At 39.3% G+C, this 23,666-nt stretch carries 15 protein-coding genes; 4 read left to right on the forward strand and 11 right to left on the reverse strand.

Annotated elements, in window-relative coordinates:
• Window positions 1-2 precede the first annotated feature (2 nt).
• The 9 genes from tssA to AN944_RS04435 all read right to left on the reverse strand — a co-directional run bounded on the left by tssA (window position 3) and on the right by AN944_RS04435 (window position 13,189).
• Complete coding sequence (gene tssA / locus AN944_RS04395) at window positions 3-1,103, reverse strand: type VI secretion system protein TssA (RefSeq protein ID WP_055023381.1); 1,101 nt, start codon at window positions 1,101-1,103, stop codon at window positions 3-5.
• 308 nt (window positions 1,104-1,411) lie between these two features.
• Window positions 1,412-2,203 carry a PP2C family serine/threonine-protein phosphatase gene (locus tag AN944_RS04400; RefSeq protein ID WP_082419890.1) on the reverse strand — a complete coding sequence of 264 codons (792 nt, stop codon included), beginning with the start codon at window positions 2,201-2,203 and terminating at the stop codon, window positions 1,412-1,414.
• The gene (gene tagF, locus AN944_RS04405; RefSeq protein WP_055023383.1) at window positions 2,194-2,925 is read right to left on the reverse strand and encodes a type VI secretion system-associated protein TagF; all 732 of its coding nucleotides are present in this window, start codon (window positions 2,923-2,925) and stop codon (window positions 2,194-2,196) included. The genes AN944_RS04400 and tagF overlap by 10 nt, the downstream gene beginning before the upstream one ends.
• On the reverse strand, window positions 2,907-6,449 hold the full coding sequence (tssM, locus tag AN944_RS04410; protein WP_055023384.1) for a type VI secretion system membrane subunit TssM: 3,543 nt from the start codon (window positions 6,447-6,449) through the stop codon (window positions 2,907-2,909). Before tssM ends, tagF begins: the two co-directional genes overlap by 19 nt.
• A gap of 22 nt (window positions 6,450-6,471) precedes the next feature.
• Entirely contained in the window at window positions 6,472-7,761 is a 1,290-nt protein-coding gene (tssL, locus tag AN944_RS04415) for a type VI secretion system protein TssL, long form (RefSeq protein WP_055023385.1), read from the reverse strand.
• A gap of 26 nt (window positions 7,762-7,787) precedes the next feature.
• On the reverse strand, window positions 7,788-9,116 hold the full coding sequence (gene tssK, locus AN944_RS04420) for a type VI secretion system baseplate subunit TssK (protein ID WP_055023386.1): 1,329 nt from the start codon (window positions 9,114-9,116) through the stop codon (window positions 7,788-7,790).
• A 70-nt stretch (window positions 9,117-9,186) separates the two neighbouring features.
• Window positions 9,187-9,657, reverse strand: a complete 471-nt coding sequence (gene tssJ, locus AN944_RS04425) for a type VI secretion system lipoprotein TssJ (protein WP_055023387.1) — start codon at window positions 9,655-9,657, stop codon at window positions 9,187-9,189.
• A 17-nt stretch (window positions 9,658-9,674) separates the two neighbouring features.
• Window positions 9,675-11,051, reverse strand: coding sequence for a type VI secretion system-associated FHA domain protein TagH (tagH, locus tag AN944_RS04430; protein WP_055023388.1), 1,377 nt, complete (start codon window positions 11,049-11,051; stop codon window positions 9,675-9,677).
• 149 nt (window positions 11,052-11,200) lie between these two features.
• The gene (locus AN944_RS04435; protein ID WP_055023389.1) at window positions 11,201-13,189 is read right to left on the reverse strand and encodes a serine/threonine-protein kinase; all 1,989 of its coding nucleotides are present in this window, start codon (window positions 13,187-13,189) and stop codon (window positions 11,201-11,203) included.
• 315 nt (window positions 13,190-13,504) lie between these two features.
• On the opposite strand from AN944_RS04435, the gene AN944_RS04440 reads away from it, so the two are divergent.
• On the forward strand, window positions 13,505-13,996 hold the full coding sequence (locus AN944_RS04440; protein WP_055023390.1) for an OmpA family protein: 492 nt from the start codon (window positions 13,505-13,507) through the stop codon (window positions 13,994-13,996).
• Window positions 13,997-14,424: 428 nt separating this feature from the next.
• On the opposite strand, the gene AN944_RS04445 is transcribed toward AN944_RS04440, so the two are convergent.
• Together AN944_RS04445 and AN944_RS04450 are read right to left on the reverse strand one after the other, a co-directional pair.
• Entirely contained in the window at window positions 14,425-15,324 is a 900-nt protein-coding gene (locus AN944_RS04445; RefSeq protein WP_055023391.1) for an aspartate/glutamate racemase family protein, read from the reverse strand.
• A 131-nt stretch (window positions 15,325-15,455) separates the two neighbouring features.
• Complete coding sequence (locus AN944_RS04450; protein ID WP_055023392.1) at window positions 15,456-15,905, reverse strand: N-acetyltransferase; 450 nt, start codon at window positions 15,903-15,905, stop codon at window positions 15,456-15,458.
• A 271-nt stretch (window positions 15,906-16,176) separates the two neighbouring features.
• Here AN944_RS04450 and AN944_RS04455 point away from each other — a divergent pair, with 271 nt between their 5' ends.
• Genes AN944_RS04455 through AN944_RS04465 form a run of 3 tightly spaced genes read left to right on the forward strand, consistent with a single transcriptional unit; the run spans window position 16,177 to window position 23,643 of the window.
• Window positions 16,177-17,256 (forward strand): efflux RND transporter periplasmic adaptor subunit, encoded by a 1,080-nt coding sequence (locus AN944_RS04455; protein ID WP_055023393.1) that lies wholly within the window; start codon window positions 16,177-16,179, stop codon window positions 17,254-17,256.
• Between the two features lie 10 nt (window positions 17,257-17,266).
• Window positions 17,267-20,527 carry an efflux RND transporter permease subunit gene (locus tag AN944_RS04460; protein WP_055023394.1) on the forward strand — a complete coding sequence of 1,087 codons (3,261 nt, stop codon included), beginning with the start codon at window positions 17,267-17,269 and terminating at the stop codon, window positions 20,525-20,527.
• Window positions 20,527-23,643 (forward strand): efflux RND transporter permease subunit, encoded by a 3,117-nt coding sequence (locus tag AN944_RS04465; RefSeq protein WP_055023395.1) that lies wholly within the window; start codon window positions 20,527-20,529, stop codon window positions 23,641-23,643. Before AN944_RS04460 ends, AN944_RS04465 begins: the two co-directional genes overlap by 1 nt.
• The last annotated feature ends 23 nt before the right edge of the window (window positions 23,644-23,666 follow it).

Genomic DNA, 23,666 nt, shown 5'->3' on the forward strand with positions numbered 1-23,666 from the left:
GATTATTCTTCAGTTTTTATTCCAGATAATTTAAAGAAGCCATTCCTCGCTTCTCCATCTTGGATTAATTCTTGTAACAACTCAGGTAAACTCAGATCACTCCACCTAATGACTTGCTCTATGGCATAGGACATCGGTGAATGTGGCTCAGTATTCTTAAAAAATTCTGCGATTTTCTCCAAATTCTCAATAGCTTGAGCGCGAGAATTTAGCTGTTGCTCAATGCCAGTCGAGCCGCTTTGTGCCGTTACTTCGTCATCAGTTTCTGCTTCAACTTCCGTAGATATTGAAGACGTTTGGCTCTTAGCTAAAATAGGTTCGGTTATCGTATGAATTTGAAGCGCACAGGCTTCTAATGCTTTTCGAATATAGCTCGTCGGTTGTGGTAAACCTCCCATCGCAGTATCCATGACTTCCGACAACCTTGAGAATGCAGCGATTGCAGCATTGACATCAGCATCAAGTTCAATAAAAAAGCTATCTGATGTTTCCTTAATACTTAACTCAACTTCTTCAAGTGATATAGCACCCGCATCGAAACGTTTTTCTTGTTTGTCGCTATCTAACCTATCGACCTCTAATGCTTGCTCATATTGCCAAGTTGAGTAAGCGAACGCCCCTTCTGTGATGGGAATAGTTTTGATTGGCTGAATTAATGAACCTTCGCTTTCAACACCGTTTAAACCAATTAATGGCGCAATTCGTTCTTCAAGATCGTCTGGGTCAGGTATTGGATATAAGTTTTCCCAATAGCGCTCAATTAATTCAGCGGCCAAGGTAAAACCAAAACTTAATCCCTTAAAGCCATGTAAACGGCATGCAGCTTCAATAAACCAAGCGATGTACTCGAGATCTTTGGCTTTATCTCTAGTGATATCTGGCACTTGTTCAAAGATTGGGCGCCACTCAATAGCGACAGAAAGTACATCTTCTTCGTCTATTAACGCTTTTCGTTCATTAGCCCGTGCTGTGCTTCTTACATCTTTAAGTAAGTAATAGGTAGATGTTGGACTGATATCAGAACGTGGATCTTCACCCGTTACAGCATCACCTGTAATAGGTTCAATTAATTCTTCAATCGATAGATTATTTAATTGGCTCAAATTTATTCAATCCTTGAATATATTATTATCAATATTCGATAACAAAATGTGCTTCTACACAAAACTAATAAAACACTAATACTTAATAGTGTATATTTAAAATTAATACTAAAAATAATACTTTTTGATGTTATATATCAGATCACATATTAGTTAATACTTTATAATGTAAAAAACATCTAATACGCAATAATCATTAAGTATAGATTTATTTTAAATAACATACTTATTAACTATTAATATAATAATTACCATGTGACATTTACACTTTTGTTAATTCATCAACTAGAAAACGTCCGATTTATTTTTTAAATAAATACAGGAATTGTTTTATCAAAGTCATCATTTGACTCACTTATGTCTTTTGAAGATAAACCCGACGTAACTTGAGTGTTTTTTACTAAAATACAAGTGACATTATCACGCGCATTTCGAACTAATGATGCATGTAATAAGGCCAATCCAGAATCAATAATATTACCAGAGTTAATTGTGGCTTCGATTTCAGTGTCACTAAGTTCTTTATTTAGGCCATCACTACAAAGTAAAAACGTATCACCTTCAACCACTTTACCCGTCCGATAATCAATATCTAATTGACTATCGACTCCCACAGCACGCGTGATTACATTTGCTAATGGATGTGACTCAGCATCTTCAGCGGCCAACAAACCTTCATCAACCATGTCATTCACTTGACTGTGATCTTTGGTAATCATTGTCATTTTCTGTTGTCTTAACAGATAAATCCTACTGTCGCCGACCCAAAGCAGGTGATAGTCGCCTTGAAATAACCACAACACTACAACTGTACTACCGGCGACTTTACCTTCAAAATCAGTTTGGCTCATTTGCTGAAGCTGGGTATTACTGTTTTGTAATGCGAGCTTTAAAATATCAACACTAATTAACTCTGGAGATAATCCATCAACAGCCTGTTGAATATTGTCGATGACTAATTGGCTCGCCACATCACCAGCAGCATGACCTCCCATCCCATCAGCAACAACCCATATACCGATATGCGGAAGTTCTAACATAGCGTCTTCATTAATTTCTCGTACTGTGCCTCTGTGGGTTAAAGCTTGACTTAAGTGCACGTATTTTGCTCCTTCACTAAGGCGGCTGTATTCCAACCTCTTTGTATCCATTGCCCGCTTAACATAGAGACAAACTGGCTAATTTGAGGCAGCCCTTCTGTGATAATCATGCATGCTTCAACCTCTGATGAACCCTCTGTCCACCAAATACTGTATCGTTCAAACTGTTTACGGTATTGCTGATCAAGTAGTGACAATATATGAGGAGCATTACTTCCCTGAATAACCCAAGCTTTTTTTGTAATGTCACTAGATTCACTTTGAGATGAACACAGAGCAGTAACAGGAATCGTGTACTGTTGCCCAGAGACATCATTCAACCAAGTCTCAAGATTGATATCATCTTCAAGTACCTGCAAAATCTGTGCTTCAAACTGTGTCGACCATTCGTTTTCATGCCAACCACATACCGCAGCTTGCTGATGAAAGCCTGCTAAAGTAAAAGGATAATGACGCCCAACATTATCCACGCTCGGAATAAGTGTCCCCACTACTGCTTGCTCGCAGCATACTCCAGCAGACAAAGAAAAATGCCAAACAGGGCTTGTGAGATAATAATCCAGCCATTCATTGCCGCTTTGCTCTTTACTCACCGCAATGACTGCTTGTAACCACTCATTCCAGTTTTTAAAAAAGTCTATATCTAGATTTTCTTGTAAAAAGTCACCCTTTGAGGGGACTTTACCGCAATAACCTAATCGCATTAAAGATTCGACGGACATGAGAAAGTCTCCATATTAGCCATCCAAAATGGATTGTTTACGCTGTTAGCAATCAGTTTCAATTCAGCGTTATATCCACTGAGGTTGATCATTAACTTGCCGTCTTTCTTTGTTTGCGGACGTTTTTTACTCAACTCATCGAGTAAGCGGAAGAATGACCATTCGCCTTCGTACTTCTTATTGATTGAACGGCCACCATTAGGCGGTGAAAACGCAATGCGAGTTTCATTATTGGCGCCTCGACCTGGCCAGAAAAATAACTCTTTACGTGTTGGTCCATGGCGGTATTTAAGTTGTTGTTCATCCAATTCTAATAAGAATAGGCTGACACTACTGTCCAGTAGTTGTGGCTCAAGAGAGAAGTTAATTTTAGGGAATTTAGTTCCCGGTTCAAAGAATGCCTCTTTAATGATTTCAGCTCGTTGGTACATTTCTAACACGTCATAGCTAATACCAATGTTACGTTTAAAGCGCCATGGCTTTTTACTGGTATCAACATGCGCTGCCAGATATTGGTCCCAAAACTGATCTAAGGTGCCGCCATAGCCAAAGAACTTGCTAAAGTCTTTTAGTCTCACATCTTCTTTTGCACGACGATTGAACGGGTAACGACCTGATATCGCACGATTAAACTCAGCTAAGACCTCTGAGCGCCAAATGCCATTAAATCGCTGACTTTGGTTAGTTTTAGCAAATGATCTAGTTTGATAAGCAACATCATTTAACCAATTTTTGACTGGGTATGGTAAATCCATCAATTGCTCTGATAATGTCATTCCCATCTGAGCAAAGTTTTCTTCTACAGCCTGGTTCACAACTCTGCCATCCGATTGAAGGAGTAACTTGCTGTAATTTCGATTCAATGCGCGCAAAGTAGTTTGAATTTGATCGACTTCTACTAAGTTAATTTTAATCAACTCACTAAAGGCAACTTCCACTTCTTTACCAGGCAAGTCGACATTTAACTCAATTGCGGTATCAGGTAGCAACCGATTTAACTGCGCTTTTTTAGAACGAAAGGCAACATCAGTGACATTGGCAGCCACTTCAGATGCAGCCTTTAAATTATTAGACTCCATAGGAAGTTTGGTTAGCTGCACATTTTTTTGCGCCGCGGCAATGATGGTTTTTATGGGTTGATCAGGACTTGATAACGCCGCTGTCACACGCTCAGCTTCTTCAAGACTTGAGTATGGTTTTACAGAGATATCACTTAAAAAGTCTTCCCAATAAAATATATAGTCACGAATATACTTACGCTCTAATTCAGCGGTTAGACGTTTTTTAGCTTGCTCATCTAAATTAGCTAAGTCATCTCCATATACCCAGCTGTCAGCAGTCAGGTTTTTAATAATTTTGGTTTTTTCAATATTGAAAATTCCGTGGAACCCATTAAAAGTATACAAGCCTGGAATACCGTCATTAAACGGTCTACCACTCATAAATGTTAAGCCATCAAGACTGTCTAAACTAAGAATATCCACTAGTTTAAAATCAGGAATACTGCTTTGAGAGAAGTCGCTTTTTAATCTCTGATAAGCTCGCTCCACCAGCGGCAACATGGTTAAATTAGCTCGAGCACCATCAACAACCATGTCATCGTATTGATTTCCACGGATCCCTAACGTTAAAAGTGTCTCAATATGTTGATTTAACTGCTCACGGATTTCGGCATTAACATTCCCAGTAATGTTGCGATCAATATAAGCAGAGAACCAAATTTTGATGTTGCTTTCATCAAAATGCTCCGGCAGATACAACATGAGATATGTTTTTAAGGTTTCATATAAATAATTAAGGTGCTGACCGTTAGCATCCATTTCTTCGCTTAACACATCTAACATAAACGGCAATAAATGTGCTTCTAATGCTCGCTCATATGCCGCTGAAGCAGGTTGCTTTAACTTATCCCCTTGGTACAAACCAAACGTTTGTGCATCCTCAGGTTTTTCTGAGCCAAACCCCACTGGTAAATCACGAATCAGTGTCAAACCTTTAGTTAAGGTGATGACATCAGTATTGGCATTCAGACCACCATGAGTAATATCCTCATACTGAGCAAGTTCAGTAAAAGTATTATCGATAAGCTCATGGTTCCAATCATAACTTTGCCACCAAATGTAACTCGTAAATAAAGTGACCACTGCGGCAACACCCACCGAAACCTTACGCAGCATTCTGTTTTGGTTAGTATGTTTGCGGTTTGTAGAGGCTAGGTTCTTCTCAGGAAAAATGACATCTTCCAAAAGTCGTTTAATAAAGTAACTACGCTGCTTATTACTATTATTGCTTTTAGTTTTACTTTTAATACCGCTGGATAAGTGCGTTGAAAGATGGTCAATCGGCGTGCCTTCTTGGGTCGCACTGGTTAAGTATACGCCACGTAAAAGAGGGGCTTCTTCGTAAGCATTCGGAGCAAATATTTCCTTTAAGAAATCATCTGCCGAACTTTGAAGTAACCGTAGTTGTTTTGGGAACTCATAAATTACTGCTCGGCGCTCAAGATCACGCTCATTTTTAAGGCGACTATTTAAGCGAGCATTTAAGTTCAATAACAAATGATGAAACTCTTTATTGAAAGTACTCACGATGTCAGTTTCATCATCTTCGGTATTTAACGGAAAAGTCACACCCCAAATTTGTTCGCAATCTTCTTTGGTTAAATCATCAAAAAACTCGTTAAATCCTGCAACTAAGTCAGATTTAGATAACAACACATAAACAGGAAATGTCATGCCTAACTGGTTTTGTAATTCCTGCAAACGCTGCTTAATCGCTCTTGCGTGTAGGTTGCGTTCAGTTTTAGTTTGATTAAGTAACTCCGACATTCCCATGCTAATAATGACGCCATTGATTGGCCTTACTGGTCGGTATTTCTTCAATAACCCCAAAAAGCCCTGCCATGCACGTGAGTCTTGTTTAACATGACTATCTTGGGTGGTATAACGTCCTGCTGTATCAATAAGTACCGCTTTGTTAGTAAACCACCAATCACAATGACGTGTGCCGCCAACACCTTCAATCATGTCGACACCCATTTTATCTTTTAACGGGTATTCCAATCCTGAATGCTGAATTGCAGTCGTTTTACCACTTCCAGGTGGGCCAATCATGATGTACCAAGGAAGCTCATAAATACTTTTGTTTTTGGTTAATTTAGTTTGCTTTAAAATATCTAACGCTTGGGTCATTTTGTTTTGCAGCAGCGTTATCTCACTTTTTACTAGCTCGTCTCCGTTAACCGCAGCGCCTTCTTCACCATTAATCAAGCTGTCAGCCATTTCTTCACTTTGTTTTTTACTTTTAATTTGTCGTGAAAAATGAACGCCACCCCAGACCATGACAATGACCAATAGTACAATGATACGAACTGCTGCAGACGCTAATGGCTCATAACCTGCTATAGCGACTAATGGGCCACCAAACCAAATAAGTAGTGCTAAACACACAAAGCCTAAAATGGTAATAACCCATTTAGATTTAAGTGTTTCGACAATTCCCTTGCCGACTGATTTTAAAGACATTTATACAATTCCTTTTGTCACTCTAAAACAATAAGTCAATTTCAATTCGACGATTTAAAGCACGATTAAGTTCGCTATCATTAGCAAAACGAGGCTCAGACTCTCCCCTTCCTTCAGGCCATAACCGACCACTCAATGACGCGTTATGTGCCAACACATTGCCAATCGATGTTGCTCTAGCAAGTGAGAGATGCCAATTTGATGGGTATTTTGACGTAAAAATAGGTTCGTCATCAGTATGGCCAGTGATCAAGATTTTCCCTTTGGTTCCTTCAAGTGTCCTAGCGATCTTAGCTAAAATCGCTTCAAAATCTGATCTTGGCTGAGTGTTACCCGATGCGAATAATTCACCAGCACCGATTCTGATCCGAACTCTGTCACTTAATTGCTCTACTTCAAGTAGTTGCATACTAATTTCTGTCTGCAATAACTGTTGTAGTAAAAGGGCTTCTTCACGGCTTAATTGTTGCTGTGCAGCAACGGTTTTTTCCCATGGTACGATAGATGTTAATTGCTTATATGCCTGTGACGAATAGCTATTAATACTGTAGTTAAATCCCATGTAGACGAATAAAATAATCACCCCAAACAACGCACCAATCACCCATAAAGGGAAAGGCTGTTGAAATGATAAATTTGGCACAATATTATTTCGCCAGTCAGGTGATAACTCCCGATGGAAATCGCCTTTACATGATTGGATAGCAAGGTAAGTTCGCTCTCTTAATGCTTCCAGTTTCTGGTCGCCTTGAGGCTCAATACGCATTTTCCCGACAAAACCAAGCGTTAAACATAAATACATCAATTCAAGTAAATTACATTTCTCAGCTGGTTGTAATAAAGACGCATCAAGTAGCGTATAAAAATATTCACCACCGAGTGTTTCATTATGAAAAGTCGACAGTAAACTCTCAGAAGCCCAGTAACTTTGGCCGCCCCATGCTGTATTCAAAACCACTTCATCAATAAAACAGCATAAGCAATAGCGCGCTGACTTTATGTCTTCGGCAGCAATATCAGCATTACGAAGTTGTTGTTCATAATGTTTAATCAACTCAACACAATGCACACGTAAGGTATTCACATCATCATGCTGAGTACTCGTGCGTAATTGAGTACAAATAGATAGTAATGTGCCTGCATAATCAACAATCGGATTTTGTGCCAAGCTTAATACAGCACTTTGCGCTCTGTTATCAACGCTTTGTTCTTGTATTAATGTTTTCTGGTTATCATCATTAACTTTAGGTTTTTGGATTGCCATCCCCGCGCCTTTCCCTGGACGTGGTTTAACAATGGTTTTATCGTTCACAAAAATTATCCTTAATATTGTGGTTGTTAAACGCTTACAGCCCAAAGCTCAAGTTGTAAATCCGGATAAGCGCCAGAAATATGCATCGCAACCCCACCACTGGATTTAAGTTTGATCCAATGGCTGTTGTTCTTATCTAATTGGAAATAATGGTAGCCAGCATGATATGGCACTTGTCGCGGGGCAACAGGTAGGTTCGTGATTCCGATACCGGCCAGTTGGTTATTTACCAGTTCTCGAATCGTTTCTACCGAGCCAATTTTAATTTGTGACGGCAAACGCTGACGTAAATCATCATTTGGTACATTAGCTTTCACCGCTAAGATGAACTCTGCGCTATCAAGTAAACTCTTATCGGCAATGGTTGAGAAGTACACGCCAAATTTGGTTTTTTCGAGTACCAATTCTGTTGCTGTTTGCTCAAGGACAGTGCTTAAGCCGTGGTTAACAATGACCATGATATTACCGAATACATAGGTCAAATTATCATGCTGATAAGTAGGCAATTTCGGTGGTCTTTTATCTTGGCTACTAAACGTCGAAAGCTCACCTGCAAAACTCACTAGAGTTCTAAATAATACTTCAGGATGGATATGATTGATGACGCTATAATGCTCAAATAAAGGTTGGTATTTATTCAATAGTTGTAGCATTAAAAAGTCAGCAATTGAGCTTGAAGATCCTTGAGCTTGACTCAATCTGCCAGCAATTGCTTCTGCACGTTGGTTAATCATTCCCGTCACTTCCGAAGTGACATTAAGCAAGGCTTTAATATGCTCTATGCCGGTACAAGCTGGAATAAACTTTTTATCAAGCCTAATTGCCCCTTCTTCAGAAACATCAATAACTCGAGCGATGGCAATAGATACATAGCCTGAACGGTCTTCACTTTGCAGCTTTAAGCGGCAATCAAATTTAGCGACTTGCAACACTTCCATTGCATCAGAACCCACACTGGTATCAACAATATTATGATCTTCGTACAAGTAGCGAGTTATTTGATTTTGTTCAGATGACGAAATATTAAGGCCGTTACTTTTCGCTACAGGAAGCACTAAATAAATCAGTTGATCGATTGTACCTGCTGGTATCGATAACGCATTAGGAAGCGGACTTTGCTCAGGCATTAACACTAAGGTTTGATCTTGAAATACACACTCAATCCTATCTAAACCAAACTGACCTAGTGGCAACAAGCTATAATTAATTTCGTATTGGGTCACTCCCCATGCAAATGGGTTAGCTTTATTCGCTATTTGAGTTTGCTGATACTGTAAAAAACGTTCTTGTTGTTGCATATGTTGAGGGCGTAAAAACATCCCTTCAGTCCATGCTATTGGGCTAAAATCGCTCATAACTTCCTTATTATTTCCAATACTTGTTATCGTTGTTGAAATATCCGTTATTTCAATTTAAATAAAATCTTTACTGCTCAGAGTTATAAACTGCTATTTTTTCTATATTGACTGTGACACTGTCATATCCAGTAGGGTCAACCTCAACAACTGAGCGCCAGCGAGAAGCATCGATATCGCGATAAGCCACAATCACCCCTACGTATCGTGTGTTTTGACCTAAGCTCATTGGATACTCGTGAATTTCAGAAGGTTGCAATTCAAGCTCATCTTTTCGAATTAAGTCAGGTCCTAATACCGATTCAGCAGACTCGTAAAGAGTGAAAAAATCCTGATTATCAAAGATGGTACGGGAAGAAAGTTCGAATATTTTTACTACCACAGGCGACGGACGCTTATTGATATCAGGGTTAATATCTGCACTCGCACTAAACGTGATATCGGTATAAGCAGGTACCACGGCATTAATGGTTTTACAGCCCGTATTTATCAACAATACTGAGGCTAATAAAGCTTGATACAATCCTAATTTTAGTTTCATCGCTTAATCCCTTAAAATTATAATGATTTGATTTTATTGTCGTAAGCTTCTACAAAATCATCAGATAATGCTGCGGTGTTTGTGTTAGCAAACTCAGCCTGTAAATCTTCATGTAAACTTTTGTAGACTTTCCATTGTTTAAATTGCTTTTGTCCTGGCACTAACATTTCAGCAAATGATTGGCTTTGACTTTTTTGCTCAACAAGATCGGGATCGAGCTGATTTAACAAGCCTCTTAAAGCACCAAATGTTCCAGCAGTAAGTGCAATGTCATGTTTACGCCCATCGTTAAATGCTTCAATAATGGCCTGTTGAGATGACAGAAAACTCGCACTTTTACGCAAATACAAATTTTGAAAAACATCATCAAGACTCGCTGAAAACTTGAGCGGATTATTTTCTCTTTGCTGAAATGTCGTTTGGTTAATTCTGAATTCTGTTTTCAACTTCGAGCGTTGACGCAAAGAGTCCATTAAGCCAGTGAGCATGAGTTGCATGCTTTGACCAAGCTCGAACATTAATTCTTCAGTGAGTACTTTGCTGTACTCTTGCTCATCAATACCAAAACCTTTAAAAAAAGCTTGGCTTAATGATGAAGCAGCTTGTACCTGATTGCTCACTTGTGGTTTAGGTTCTGCTCGAGTTGCTTGTTGAGCTGTTGATTGCGCCGCATGTGGGTTAGTCACTTGCTGCTGACTTGCCATATTTGCTAATTGTTGAGGCGGCATAGATTGCGGCTGTTGGTGAGCGGGTTGCGGCGCAGCTTGATTCGTAACAGGTTGACTAACTTGTGGCTCTGCCACTGGCGCAGACTCATTAAAGAAATCTTGGCCCCACTCTTCTGGAATTGCCATCCCAGGAGGCTGAAAATGATCTTGTAAGTCACCGTTGACATCAGGTAGCGGTTGAGACTGACTCGGCGCTTGATTCAACAAACTTTGCGCGTCAAAACCAGCAATTTGTTGTTCAAATTCGTTTTCAAACGGATTACTGTCAAGCACTTGGTTAGCCTGAAACGGATCCGCACTAACACTTGCAGCTGATTGAGTGCTAGAAGCAGCCCCAGTACTAATACCATTTGCCATCTTTGCTGACACTTCATAATCACCTAAGGTGAGTAGATCATCATGCTCAATCTTATGAGGCTTTTTAGATCCTAACGCTTCAACTGAACGGTTTATATATAAGCCATTCGTTGATAAATCTTCAATATAAAAGCCGTCAGAACGTTTCGTAATACGAGCGTGTGTACCCGACACCACCTTTTCAGGATCAGGTAAATGCCAATCATTAGTATCAGCTCGACCTATTGTAAGCGAACTGATTACGTCCTTAGATGTGACTTGCTCAGGTGATAACCGATGAAAGCTCACTATCTCTAGCGTTAATTCCATTTTAAATACATTCCTTTAAACAACTTATGCGCAAACAGTGACTCAACACATTTAAAAGCGTAATGCATATCAATCATTAAATTGATATGCAGTTAAATAAAGTGATTTCATCACCTTACTGGTTATTAGCCCACTCTTTGCAATGCGCTTTACAGCCTCTCAACACCGTTTAGACGTTCATACATCTCATTACCACGAGCAAATAATTCACGGGCAGTTTTTAAATATTGTTTCTCTAAATAAATATTGGCTTGTCTTAGGTAAGAACCCGCTAAACGTTTATCCAAAGTCAATAAGGGTTCAAAATCTTCCGGTACACTCTCAGCTAGCACTCTGACTTCATCGTCAAATGCTCGCAGATCTTTTGGGTTATCAATTGCATCTAATCTGACAGTCAGCTCTTCAAAGGTGTTTCTGTAATAGACCTCTGCATCTTGGTAAGGATATTGCGCATTTTTACCGCTTTCGACAGCATGGTTGTATGCAGTGAGCTGTTCAACCGCCACCTTCATTTCAGCGCCATAAGTCAGTAAAGGCTGTGCTTCAGCTTGCTGTGAAAAAATAACCTCACCCGTTGTGATTAGTGCCTTTATTTGAGTGACATCGTGGGTTTTAAGCGCTACATCAAAAGCTGTTGCATAAAGTGTAAAATCTTCTTCTGATGGCACATAAGTGAACTTAGGCTCGATAAAGGCTAAGTCTTCAACAATCGCTTTTATATTATTTCCGCCTGTTTCATCGTATCTTGACTGACTTAACAGTAAAGCTAATCGCTCAGATAACGCATCTATCACCGACTGCTTGCTACGTTCTGCTTGGTTTTTCATTTTTAATAAGCGTATTGAGTCAGGGTAATAGCGCTCAGTGGCTTCAATGATTAATGAAATTCGGCCATAGTCTTGATATAAACCGTTACTGCTTTTCGGAACTGAAGCAATTCGTTTTTCAACAATATCTAATACTTCAGTTTGGTGTTTTCTTAATAATCCATTACGAATTAGCACTTTATCTTCAGGTATTTCAGCTAGACGCTCTAATAATGCGGAAGCTGGAATGTATTCATATGACTGAGTTTCATTTTGCACTTGATCAGTCATTGATACTTTTTGCTCTAAATTCGCAAGTTGCAGCTGATGATGTTGTTGGACTTGTACTCCCACAACAATCAGTGCCACTGCCGCAGCAATAGCAGTAGGTAGCGGCCAGGCTTTACTCTCAAACTTTTCAATAATCGTCGCGATAGAGTCAGCTCTTTGCGCCTTCTTAATAGCAAGACCTTTTTTGAGTGTAGGCCATAAACGTAAGCTAATATGACTTGGTTTACTCAACGATGCTTTGGCCAAATCGACTTCATTTGCCGCAACTCGTTTGTAAGGGTGTTTACTGGTTAACAGTTCATAGGTAATACAAGAAAAGGCATAAATATCATCGGCAGCACAAGCTTCTTCACCAATCAGCTGCTCATAGCTGGCATAGGCTGGTGTGTAACCTGTCAGTGGCGAGTCTTGATCAACTTGCTCTAATGCATAATGGTCTTTTTCATGTTGGAATGATTTAGCTACGCCAAAATCAAATACCTTGATATTGCCTTGACGGGTTAAGAAAATATTCGATGGTTTCAGATCGGTATGCACAATTCCTTGTTTATGGGCATAAGTTAATGCCGAACCAATCTGCTCAATAATCTTCATTGAACCTTTAAAGTTGAGTCCAAGCGGCTTAGAACGTTTAATCACTTGATCTAAAGATTCACCATCTAGCCATTCCATGACCATAAAATGGTAACCATCGTCAGTATCAACGTCGTATACACGAATAATATTGGGATGCGAGAGCTGTTGTGTTTGCACAGACTCTTTAATTAACACCTGTTGCGCTTCTGGAATGTCAGTAAATTGTGATAACAGTACTTTAATAGCGACAAACGGTTCTGCGACGTTTAATGATTCTAAATATAGATCTTTTGCACGGTAGATATCACTCATACCGCCATGACCAATTTTCGATTCTATTAAGTAACGCTTTTTAAAACATTTACCGATTAAATTCGTATTATTTTTGCTATTTGAACCGTTATTAATGCCAGCGACCAAAGTCTTGTCATCAACCATATGTTCGGGGGTTTGACTCTTATCCATAAGTACAGGTAAATCCCTTTATATTATCCTTAAGTATGTAAACTAATGCACTACTCTATTTAATTTACCCCAATATGTTGCAGCATCAATTTAAAAAAAACAATATTAAAAACCATTTATCATTGTAAATATAAAAATAGAGCAAATATCTCACACCCTTTAGTATGTATTTAATTAAAATATAATTAATTAGGATATAAATTTAATTAAACTTATAAAACATTCATTAAAAAACCACCTATTTCTATTGACCAAGCATTCCATAATGGGTAATTTACGAATACTTTTTTAACGGACTAAATAATAGAAGTAGATATGGCATATTCTAAATTATCAGTACCTCTTTTGATCTTACTTGCAGCATCTGGATGTAAATCAACCCCAGAAGTTCAACCTGAACCACCTAAAGTCGTTTCGCTTTCTCCTGCGTGCATGGAATACGCTTTAGAAAATGATAATGAAGAGCTTGTTGGTTTTAGACCGGTTTACTTTGAAGTCAACAGTGCAAAACCTTACAGTAGCTTAGACAGTAATATGTCTTGTATTGTCACTTACCTATCTAGAAACCCTGATAAGTCTGTTGATATTCAAGGATATACCGACGATAAAGGTACAATTGAATACAACAAGGCGTTAGCTAAAAAACGCGCTGATGGCTTAGTTGAACACTTAGTACTGTTAGGCGCCTCACCAAAGCAGCTTCAGTCTAGTGCACACATTATCGAAGACAAAGGCGTTAAACTGACGACTTCAGAGCGCTCAAAAATACGTCGTGTTAATTTTGCTATTACAGACAAATCTTTATAGTAGCGATGGAAATAGTTCTATTATTTGTCGAACTAACACCTATCTTACTAGCATGAGCATCACGATATAAATACAGGTATACCGAGTTTCGGCTTACCTGTATTTATATAATACTTAGTGATAACAATTTAATAAGTAGACTTTAAAAATCATACTTTAAGGTTTCATTTTATGTCACTTTTAATTTAGGTTAGTTTTAATTAAAGTGACTTTTCAGTTTAAGTTACCTTCCACTTTAGATTAAGTTAAAATTTACTTATTAAAAACCAGCTTGCATTAATACATTACAAAAAACCATTAATTAATCAGTCCTAATAACACAGGCTGACTTGTATCATTGATAACTTAGAAAGATAAGCTTGCGTTGGTCGCAAGTATATTTAAAAATCACAGACAGATGTTAAGTTTCAAGCCTCAGGCCTCAAAGCTCAAACCTCAGCAAGCACCCTGTTTTTATTTTGCCTATAAACAATATAATGCGCGATATCTTCAATAGAGTGAATGTCTCCAATATTTATTTTTTCACAAAAGTCTCTGGCTTCACCGCTGAAGTAAAGTGACTTTGCCAACTCATAAACTTGCACAACTTTGCTAGCAACCGCCTCCATTGGATCAATAAAATCAATTGATGAAAAGTGGTTCTCTAAAATAGAGCGAACTAAAGGTAACTCAGTACAGCCCAAAATAACGGTATCAACACCTTGAACTTCTAACGTTTCAATCGCCTTAATCAATAATTTTGCATTACTTGCAAATTCACCAGATTTAATACCAAACGGTTCTCTTATATCCTGACCACATGAGGATTTCTCACCAGTTTTGGCACCATATATTGCGCTATGTACATAACGTTCTTGAATTTCTAATGACGGCTTAATAAACGGTAAATTTGCCATTGTTAGATAATCATCGTAGATACCCGAATTGTAAGTACCATTGGTACAAAGTATGCCAACGATTGCTGCAGGGTTATCGCTATGAATTTGCTCTGTGGTTGCTTTCAACATGTCGAGTAAATAAACATCTGTTTGTTCTTGTAGCCTTTTCCTAAAATAATGCGCTGTATTGCATGTCATCACTGCAAAATTGACTTTATTTTTTTCAAGAAATCTTACTGATTCAAGCATCTCAGGAACGGGATCTTCTCCTCCCTCATTGATAGCTTCAGAGCGATCAGGTATATCTGGATTCTTAATGACAACCATTCCCATATGGTCTTGATCCTTCATCGCACCATGCGCGACTTCTTCCTTAAAAACAATATCCTGAAATAGAATGTCAGCTTCCGGCCCCATATTGCCTACAACACCAAATAATAACTCTTTCATATCTAACTGGCCTTTCGCCCTCTGTAAATTTAGGCTTATGGTAAAAGGCAGGTGCAATAGACGTTAATCTCAATTGAAGGATCTAACCCTCTATTATAATGGCGTAGATGTTGTTAAATAAGCGTAATGGGTTAATCAACACGCTTAATATAGTGATCAAACTGGTTGAGTTGTCGGTATCCTTCCCTCTCGTATAATGCTTTAGCCGCGCCATTACTCAACTCTGTCGATAATTTAATACTGTCCGCATGAGTAAATTTAGCGAAAACGTCAACCTGATGCAGTAAAGCTGTAGCTACACCATGTTGTCTAAAAGCGTGTTCTACATATAAATCGTTTAAAATCCATGTTCTTTTCATCGCAACTGATGAAAATGACGGATACAACTGAGCAAAGCCAACCAACGTATTTTGCTCATTCATCGCAATAAAAATGATTGAATCAGCTTCAACTAACCTTTCCTTAATAAATTTTTGGCTTAAATCCAAGTTTTCTTCCTGGCCATAAAACTGTCTATAGGCATCAAAAAGCGGTGAGATTTGTAAAAGGTTATCGATTGTTGCTTGTATGATCTTAACCATTTTCCTATTCCTTGACTGAGCCATCGGCTTTTTCGTTGAGTGTCAGAAGTGCTCACTGCCACTATTAACCATTAACACCAAAAAATAAACATTTTCACCACATCTTAATATTCACCTTTGCTAGCTTAAAGTGTAAAAAACACTTAAACCTCTGTTTAAAAACAAATTAACCATCTTGGCACAACTTCTGCTTATTCAAGATCAAATAAGTATTAGCAACAAACCGATTACAGAATAAATTAGCAGGTACCCCATGGATAGGTTAATCAGCATGAAAAAAATGACAATCTCACTACTTTGCTTTGCAACATTAACGTTAACAGCTTGCGGTGGAGAATCTGAAATAGAAAAAGAGGAAGAGAAGTACGCCATTCCTGTTGAAGTATCACCAGTTACTCAAGGAGATGTATCTTCGTTTTATAGCACAACTGCAACATTAGAAGCACCAGAAGAAGCTCATGTCGTCACCCGCATTGCAGGTCTCATTGAAACAATTGAAGTCGAGGAAGGCGATAGAGTAACCAAAGGTCAGGCTTTAGCCACCATTGACGCAAAACGTCAGCACTACGATTACAAACGCTCTCAAGCTGAAGTTCAAATCATTGAGCAAGAGTTAAATCGACTAAAGCAGATGAAGAATAAAGAATTTGTCAGTCAGGATGTCATGGCGAAGTTAGAATTCAATTTACAAGCCGCTATTGCACAGCGTGATCTAGCTAAACTGCATGTTATTGAAAGCCAGATAGTTTCGCCAATTAATGGTGTAGTCGCTAAACGCCACGTTAAAAAAGGCAACATGGCGAAAGAATTTGAAGAGTTATTTTATATTGTTAACCAAGACGAGCTTCATGGCATCGTTCACTTACCTGAGCAACAACTAGTGAGCTTACGCTTAGGGCAAGAAGCTAAAGTAACAAATCAATATGCTAATCAAAGCATCAACAACCAAGAAATCATCGCTAACGTATTGCGTATCAGCCCGATTGTGGATGCCCAAAGCGGTACATTTAAAGTCACCATTGCTATCGATAATAGCGATGCCAAACTAAAAGCCGGTATGTTTACCCGAGTAGAATTAAAATATGACACTCACAAAAACGTTGTTACCGTTCCTTTCAATGCGGTTATTAATCAAGATGATACTCAAGCCTTGTATGTTATCGAAGATAACACCGCAACCCGTCGAGAAGTCAAACTGGGCTATCGAGAAAAAGATAAAGTTGAAATCCTTTCAGGTGTTGAACAAGGTGAACAAATCGTCATTCGTGGTCAGCAAAACCTGAAGGATCAATCTTTGGTCGAAGTGATCACGCCCCTTTCTTATGCCAAAAACAGCTTAGCAGCGCAATAAGGAAGTCACTATGTCATTGATTAATACTTCGGTTAAACGCCCCGTTACTGTGTGGATGTTTATGCTTGCCATTATGTTGTTTGGCATGGTGGGCTTTACTCGACTTGCGGTTAAATTACTACCCGACCTAAGCTATCCAAGTGTGACTGTACGTACTGCCTACGATGGCGCTGCGCCAGTTGAAGTTGAACAGCTTATATCTAAACCCATTGAAGAAGCGGTTGGAGTCGTAAAAGGTTTACGGAAAATCAGTTCTATTTCTCGCTCTGGAATGTCCGATGTTGTCCTGGAATTCGAATGGGGCACGAATATGGATATGGCAAGCCTCGAAGTACGTGAAAAAATCGATACTATTGAGTTACCTCTAGATATTAATAAGCCGCTTTTACTGCGATTTAACCCTAATTTGGATCCCATCATGCGTTTGGCGTTATCGGTTCCTGACGCAACTGAATCTGAATTAAAAACCACACGCACTTTTGCTGAAGAAGAACTAAAACGTCGCCTTGAAGCATTATCTGGTGTGGCTGCAGTTAGGTTATCTGGCGGATTAGAGCAAGAAGTTCATATTTTACTTAACCAGCAAAAATTACAGCAGTTAAACTTAAATGCTGACGATATTAAGCGCCGTATTAATCAAGAAAATATAAATTTATCAGCAGGTAAAGTGATACAAGGAGATAAAGAATACCTTGTACGCACCCTCAATCAATTTAATAGCCTAGATGAATTACGAAACGTCATCATCTACCGTGAAGGCCAAACATTAATTCGATTATCGGAAGTGGCAGATATTGTCGACAGCTATAAAGAACGCAGTGATGTCACCCGTATCGGTGATGTCGAGTCTATAGAACTGGCTATTTATAAAGAAGGTGATGCTAATACCGTTTCTGTTGCTAAAAAGGTGCAAGCAGAGCTTGCTAATATCAATCAAGAATCGGCAGATAATCAGCTAAAAGTCATTTATAACCAATCAGAGTTTATCCAAAGTGCAGTGAGTGAAGTCACCACAGCTGCCCTATTTGGTAGTTTGCTTGCGATGCTAGTCATTTATTTATTTTTAAGAGACATCATTGCCACACTTATCATTTCAATTTCAATCCCATTCTCTGTTATCGCCACATTCAACATGATGTACTTTGCAGAGATTAGCTTGAACATAATGTCGCTTGGCGGGATCGCATTAGCCATAGGCTTGTTAGTTGATAATGCTATTGTGGTACTTGAAAATATCGACCGCTATAAATCAAAAGGCATGGCAAGATTAGATGCTGCTGTTACTGGCAGTAAAGAAGTGGCTGGTGCTATCTTTGCTTCAACACTGACCACCCTCGCCGTATTTGTCCCGCTTGTGTTTGTTGATGGGATTGCAGGTGCGTTATTTTCTGACCAAGCGCTCACAGTGACCTTCGCCTTACTGGCTTCATTATTTGTCGCCCTCACAGCGATTCCAATGCTTGCTTCTAGACAAGGTTTTACTCAACTACCTGTAGAACAAACCACTACTTCGATTGAAAAACCAACGAGTAAAAAAGCAAAGTTCGCCTATTACACCAAGGCTATTTTAGGTTTTCCTTTTAAACTTATACTCAGTTATCTACCGACCTTATTGCTTAATCTTGTCATCATACTAACCCGCTTTACGTCTTGGTTTTTCAGCTTGTTCATGCGTCCATTAAGCGCAGGTTTTAATTTGTTTTATCGATTCATTGAGGCGATATACCATCGTGTATTACGCCAAGCAATGAGCCATAAAATGGTGACTGTGGTTATTGCACTCATATTAACCGTGGGGGCTGGTAGCTTATTCCCAAGATTAGGTGTGGAGCTTATTCCTCCAATGAACCAAGGGGAGTTTTATGTCGAAATTTTACTTCCACCAGGTACTGCCGTTCAAAAAACTGATGCAGTGCTTGAGCAATTGGCATTTTCCATTAGCGATAGTGACAATGTGAAACACACTTTCAGCCAAGCAGGTAGTGGTGGATTAATGACTTCTGATACCGCTAGAGGTGGAGAAAATTGGGGACGATTACAAGTTGTACTAGCCAATCCTGACGCATTTACAATAGTGGCTAATACGTTACGTGAAACCGCTAAGCGTATTCCAGCCTTAGATGCAAAAATTGAACATCCTGAATTGTTTAGCTTTAAAACACCGCTTGAAATTGAACTCTCTGGCTATGATTTAGCCCAGTTAAAGCAAAGTGGTGACCAACTGGTTTCAGCCTTGTCACAATCAACAAGGTTTAGCGATATCAATACAAGTCTACGTGATGGACAACCTGAAATCAGTATTCGCTTTGATCATGCCCGTTTAGCAGCCCTTGATATGGACGCTCCAACCGTTGCCAGCAGAATTGCTCACCGTGTAGGCGGGACTATAGCAAGCCAATACACAGTTCGTGACCGTAAAGTTGATATTTTAGTACGAAGCGAACTAGATGAAAGAAATCACATTGAAGATGTCAATTCGCTGATTATTAACCCTAATAGTCAATATCCGATTCCATTAAGTGCTGTAGCTGATGTCTCATTACAAGTGGGCCCATCAGCCATTAACCGTGTTAGCCAACAACGTGTCGCAATCGTATCGGCAAACCTCAGTTATGGCGATTTAAGTGAAGCAGTAAAAGAAGCCCAACAAATACTTAATCAACAACAATTTCCGTCTTCCATTCAAGCACGCTTCGGTGGACAAAACGAAGAAATGGAGCACTCGTTTGATTCATTAAAAATTGCCTTGGTATTAGCTATCTTTTTAGTTTATTTGGTGATGGCAAGTCAGTTCGAGTCTTTACTGCATCCGTTACTAATCCTAATTGCTGTACCCATGGCTGTTGGTGGTAGTGTTATCGGTCTGTTTATAACAGGCACTCACTTAAGTGTGGTTGTCTTTATCGGCCTAATAATGCTCGCAGGTATTGTTGTTAACAATGCGATTGTTTTGGTCGATAGAATCAATCAACTTCGAAAAGAAGGTCATGATAAAGATGAAGCGATTAGCACCGCAGCTAAATCGCGATTACGCCCTATTATGATGACAACGTTAACCACAACACTGGGCTTGTTACCAATGGCAATTGGTTTAGGTGATGGTAGTGAAATACGTGCACCTATGGCAATTACTGTTATTTTTGGTTTATCAATGTCGACCATGTTAACGCTGTTAGTTATTCCTGCCCTTTACGGCATATTTGATAAAAAACGTTATCAAGTAACGCAAACGGAAGTGGCGCCGACCTTAGCATCAGAGGGGCAGTTATAATGGATAACAATAATATTAATCAAGCTAAACAAAGCTTTAGCATAACTCGATTAGCCATTAAGCGCCCCGTGACCACCAGCATGTTTTTTCTGGCAATATTATTATTCGGCATGGCCTCTAGCAGGCTACTGCCACTAGAAATGTTTCCAGGTATTGATATTCCACAAATTCAGGTAAACGTGCCTTATAAAGGGTCAACGCCTGCTGAGGTTGAACGAGATATCACCAGCGTTCTAGAAGAGTCGTTAGCAACAATGAGTGGTATTGAAGAGGTACGCTCAAATTCATCTCAAGACGGAGCAAATATTCAGCTCAATATGAAATGGGGGCAAGATGTCGCCACCAAAAGCCTAGAAGCACGCGAAAAAATCGACTCGGTAAGGCATTTATTACCCAGAGATGTTGAACGAGTGCTCATTCAGCAATTCTCTACTGCAGATATGCCAGTGCTCACTATTCGTATATCAAGTGAGCGCGAGTTATCCAATGCATTCGACTTGCTAGATAAGCAACTTCGCAAACCCTTAGAGCGTATTGAAGGCGTATCAAAAGTCACTTTGTATGGCGTTGATCAAAAGCAAATTGAAATTAGGCTCGATGCCGATAAGTTAGCAGCTTCTGGTATCAACCCTGCACAGCTTCGCCAACGACTACAAATGGAAAACTTTGTCATAAGTGCTGGTACCATCCGTAACAATGACCGTGTTTTTCAAGTATCTCCAAAAGGCGAGTTTTTATCTATTGAAGATATCAAAGCAGTTAAACTCAATACCACAACCAGCCTAGGTGACATAGCGTCAGTGACCTTTACGCTTCCTGAGGCGTTTGAAGGTCGACATTTAGACCAAAAATATGCTGTTGGTTTAGATGTGTTTAAAGAATCTGGTGCAAATTTAGTGCATGTGTCAGAGCGAGTATTAAAGGTCATTGAACAAACTAAACAAGACAGACAATTTCAAGGCATCAAGTTATTTGTCATGGAAGATCAGGCCTATGGTGTTAAGTCTTCACTTAAAGACTTGCTGCTATCAGGATTGATGGGCGCTTTTCTATCATTCGGCGTACTGTACTTATTTTTACGCAACTTAAAAATGACATTAGTGGTGGTGTCGTCAGTACCTATTTCAATTTGTATGACGTTAGCTGGTATGTACTTACTGGGTTATAGCTTGAATATCTTATCAATGATGGGGTTATTACTGGCAGTGGGTATGCTGATTGATAATGCGGTTGTTGTAACCGAAAGCGTACTGCAAGAAAAGCAACGTAGTGGTATTACAGGTCAGCAAGATACCTTAGCACGCTGTCAAAAAGCCAATGAAAATGCCGTGTTAACTGGTGTTGAAAAAGTTGCTTTAGCAGTACTTGCTGGCACGCTGACCACTGCCATTGTCTTTTTACCTAATATTGTGGGTGTTAAAGTTGAGCTGACCATTTTCCTTGAACATGTAGCGATTTCAATCTGTATTTCTCTTGCCGCATCACTGTTAGTGGCAAAGACATTAATCCCATTATTATTGACCAAATTACATTTCGAAATTGATACCGAGGAAAAAGAGTCTAAGTTACGTCAGTTTTATCAAACAAGCTTAACTTGGATTTTAACGCATTCGAAGGCCTCTGGGGTGTTAGCCGTGTTCCTATTAGCCTCTACAGCATTGCCATTGAGCTTGGTGCAACAAGACCAATCAGATGGTGAAGGTAATGACCGTTTATATATTAATTACCAACTTGAAGGCAGACATAACCTCAAAGTCACTGAAGCGATGATCAATCAAATGGAAGACTATCTTTATGCCAATAAAGACGCCTTTCAAATCGACTCTGTATATAGCTATTACTCAGCTGATAGCATTCAAACCACCATCTTGCTATTAAAAGATATCGAAACCCCAATGTCTGAGTTAAAAGCGCAAATCCGAGAAGGATTCCCTAAATATGCCGCCGCTTCACCACAATTTGGTTGGGGAAATGAAAACTCAGGATTACGCATTACATTAACGGGTCGTTCAACGTCTGAACTTATCAAGATTAGTCAGCAAGTTGTACCATTGCTGAGTGCGATTGACGGCTTAGAAGACGTGCGCTCTGAAGTGAATGCAGCGCAACAAGAGGTTGTGATTAAAATTGACCGTGAAATGGCTGCTAGGCTTGACCTAAACCTCAATGAAATAGCCTCTCATATTTCAATGGCACTTCGAGGCTCACCACTGCGTTCATTCAGACACGATCCTAATGGCGAGTTACGTATCGAATTAGCCTATGATAAAAGTTGGCAACACTCTTTAGAAAAGTTAAAACAACTGCCTATTATTCGCCAAGGTCAGCGAGTATATAACCTCGACAACTTAGCTGAAATCAATATTCAGCCTCGTTTTGATACGATTAGACATTACAATCGCCAAACAGCCCTATCCATTGGCGCTAATGTCAATGACATCACTACAGAAGAGGCTCAAAAGCAAATTGAACAAGTCATGGAAACCATTAATTTCCCGTATGGTTATGGCTACAGTTTACGTGGTGGGTTCCAACGACAAGATGAAGACCAATCGATTATGGCCGTCAATATGATATTAGCGCTAGCCATGATTTATATCGTCATGGCCGCTTTATTTGAATCCCTGTTATTACCAACAGCTATTATCAGCTCAATCTTGTTTTCAATCACGGGTGTTTTTTGGGCACTGTGGATTTCAGGTACGCCGATGTCGGTTATGGCAATGATTGGGATCCTTATCTTGATGGGCATCGTAGTAAATAACGGTATTGTATTGGTTGATCAAATAAACCAAATGACGCCAAAATTATCTGACTTATCAGACACCATTATTGCCATCTGTGTTACACGATTACGTCCAGTATTGATGACAGTCGCGACCACTGTGCTAGGGCTTGTTCCTTTAGCCATGGGTGATACTCAAATCGGCGGCGGTGGGCCACCATACTCACCTATGGCCATTGCCATTATTGGCGGGTTAAGTTTTTCTACCGTCACCAGTTTGTATTTAGTGCCTCTTTGCTATCAAGCGCTATATCGAATTCGTTATCAATCATCAGTTAAATTAGGTTTAGCTGACAAGAGAGCGAAAAAGCTGTTACCTTGGACTGTGTAATATGGATGCCTCATGCCTTTGTG

The organism is Shewanella sp. P1-14-1, assembly GCF_001401775.1.
GTDB lineage: Bacteria > Pseudomonadota > Gammaproteobacteria > Enterobacterales > Shewanellaceae > Shewanella > Shewanella japonica.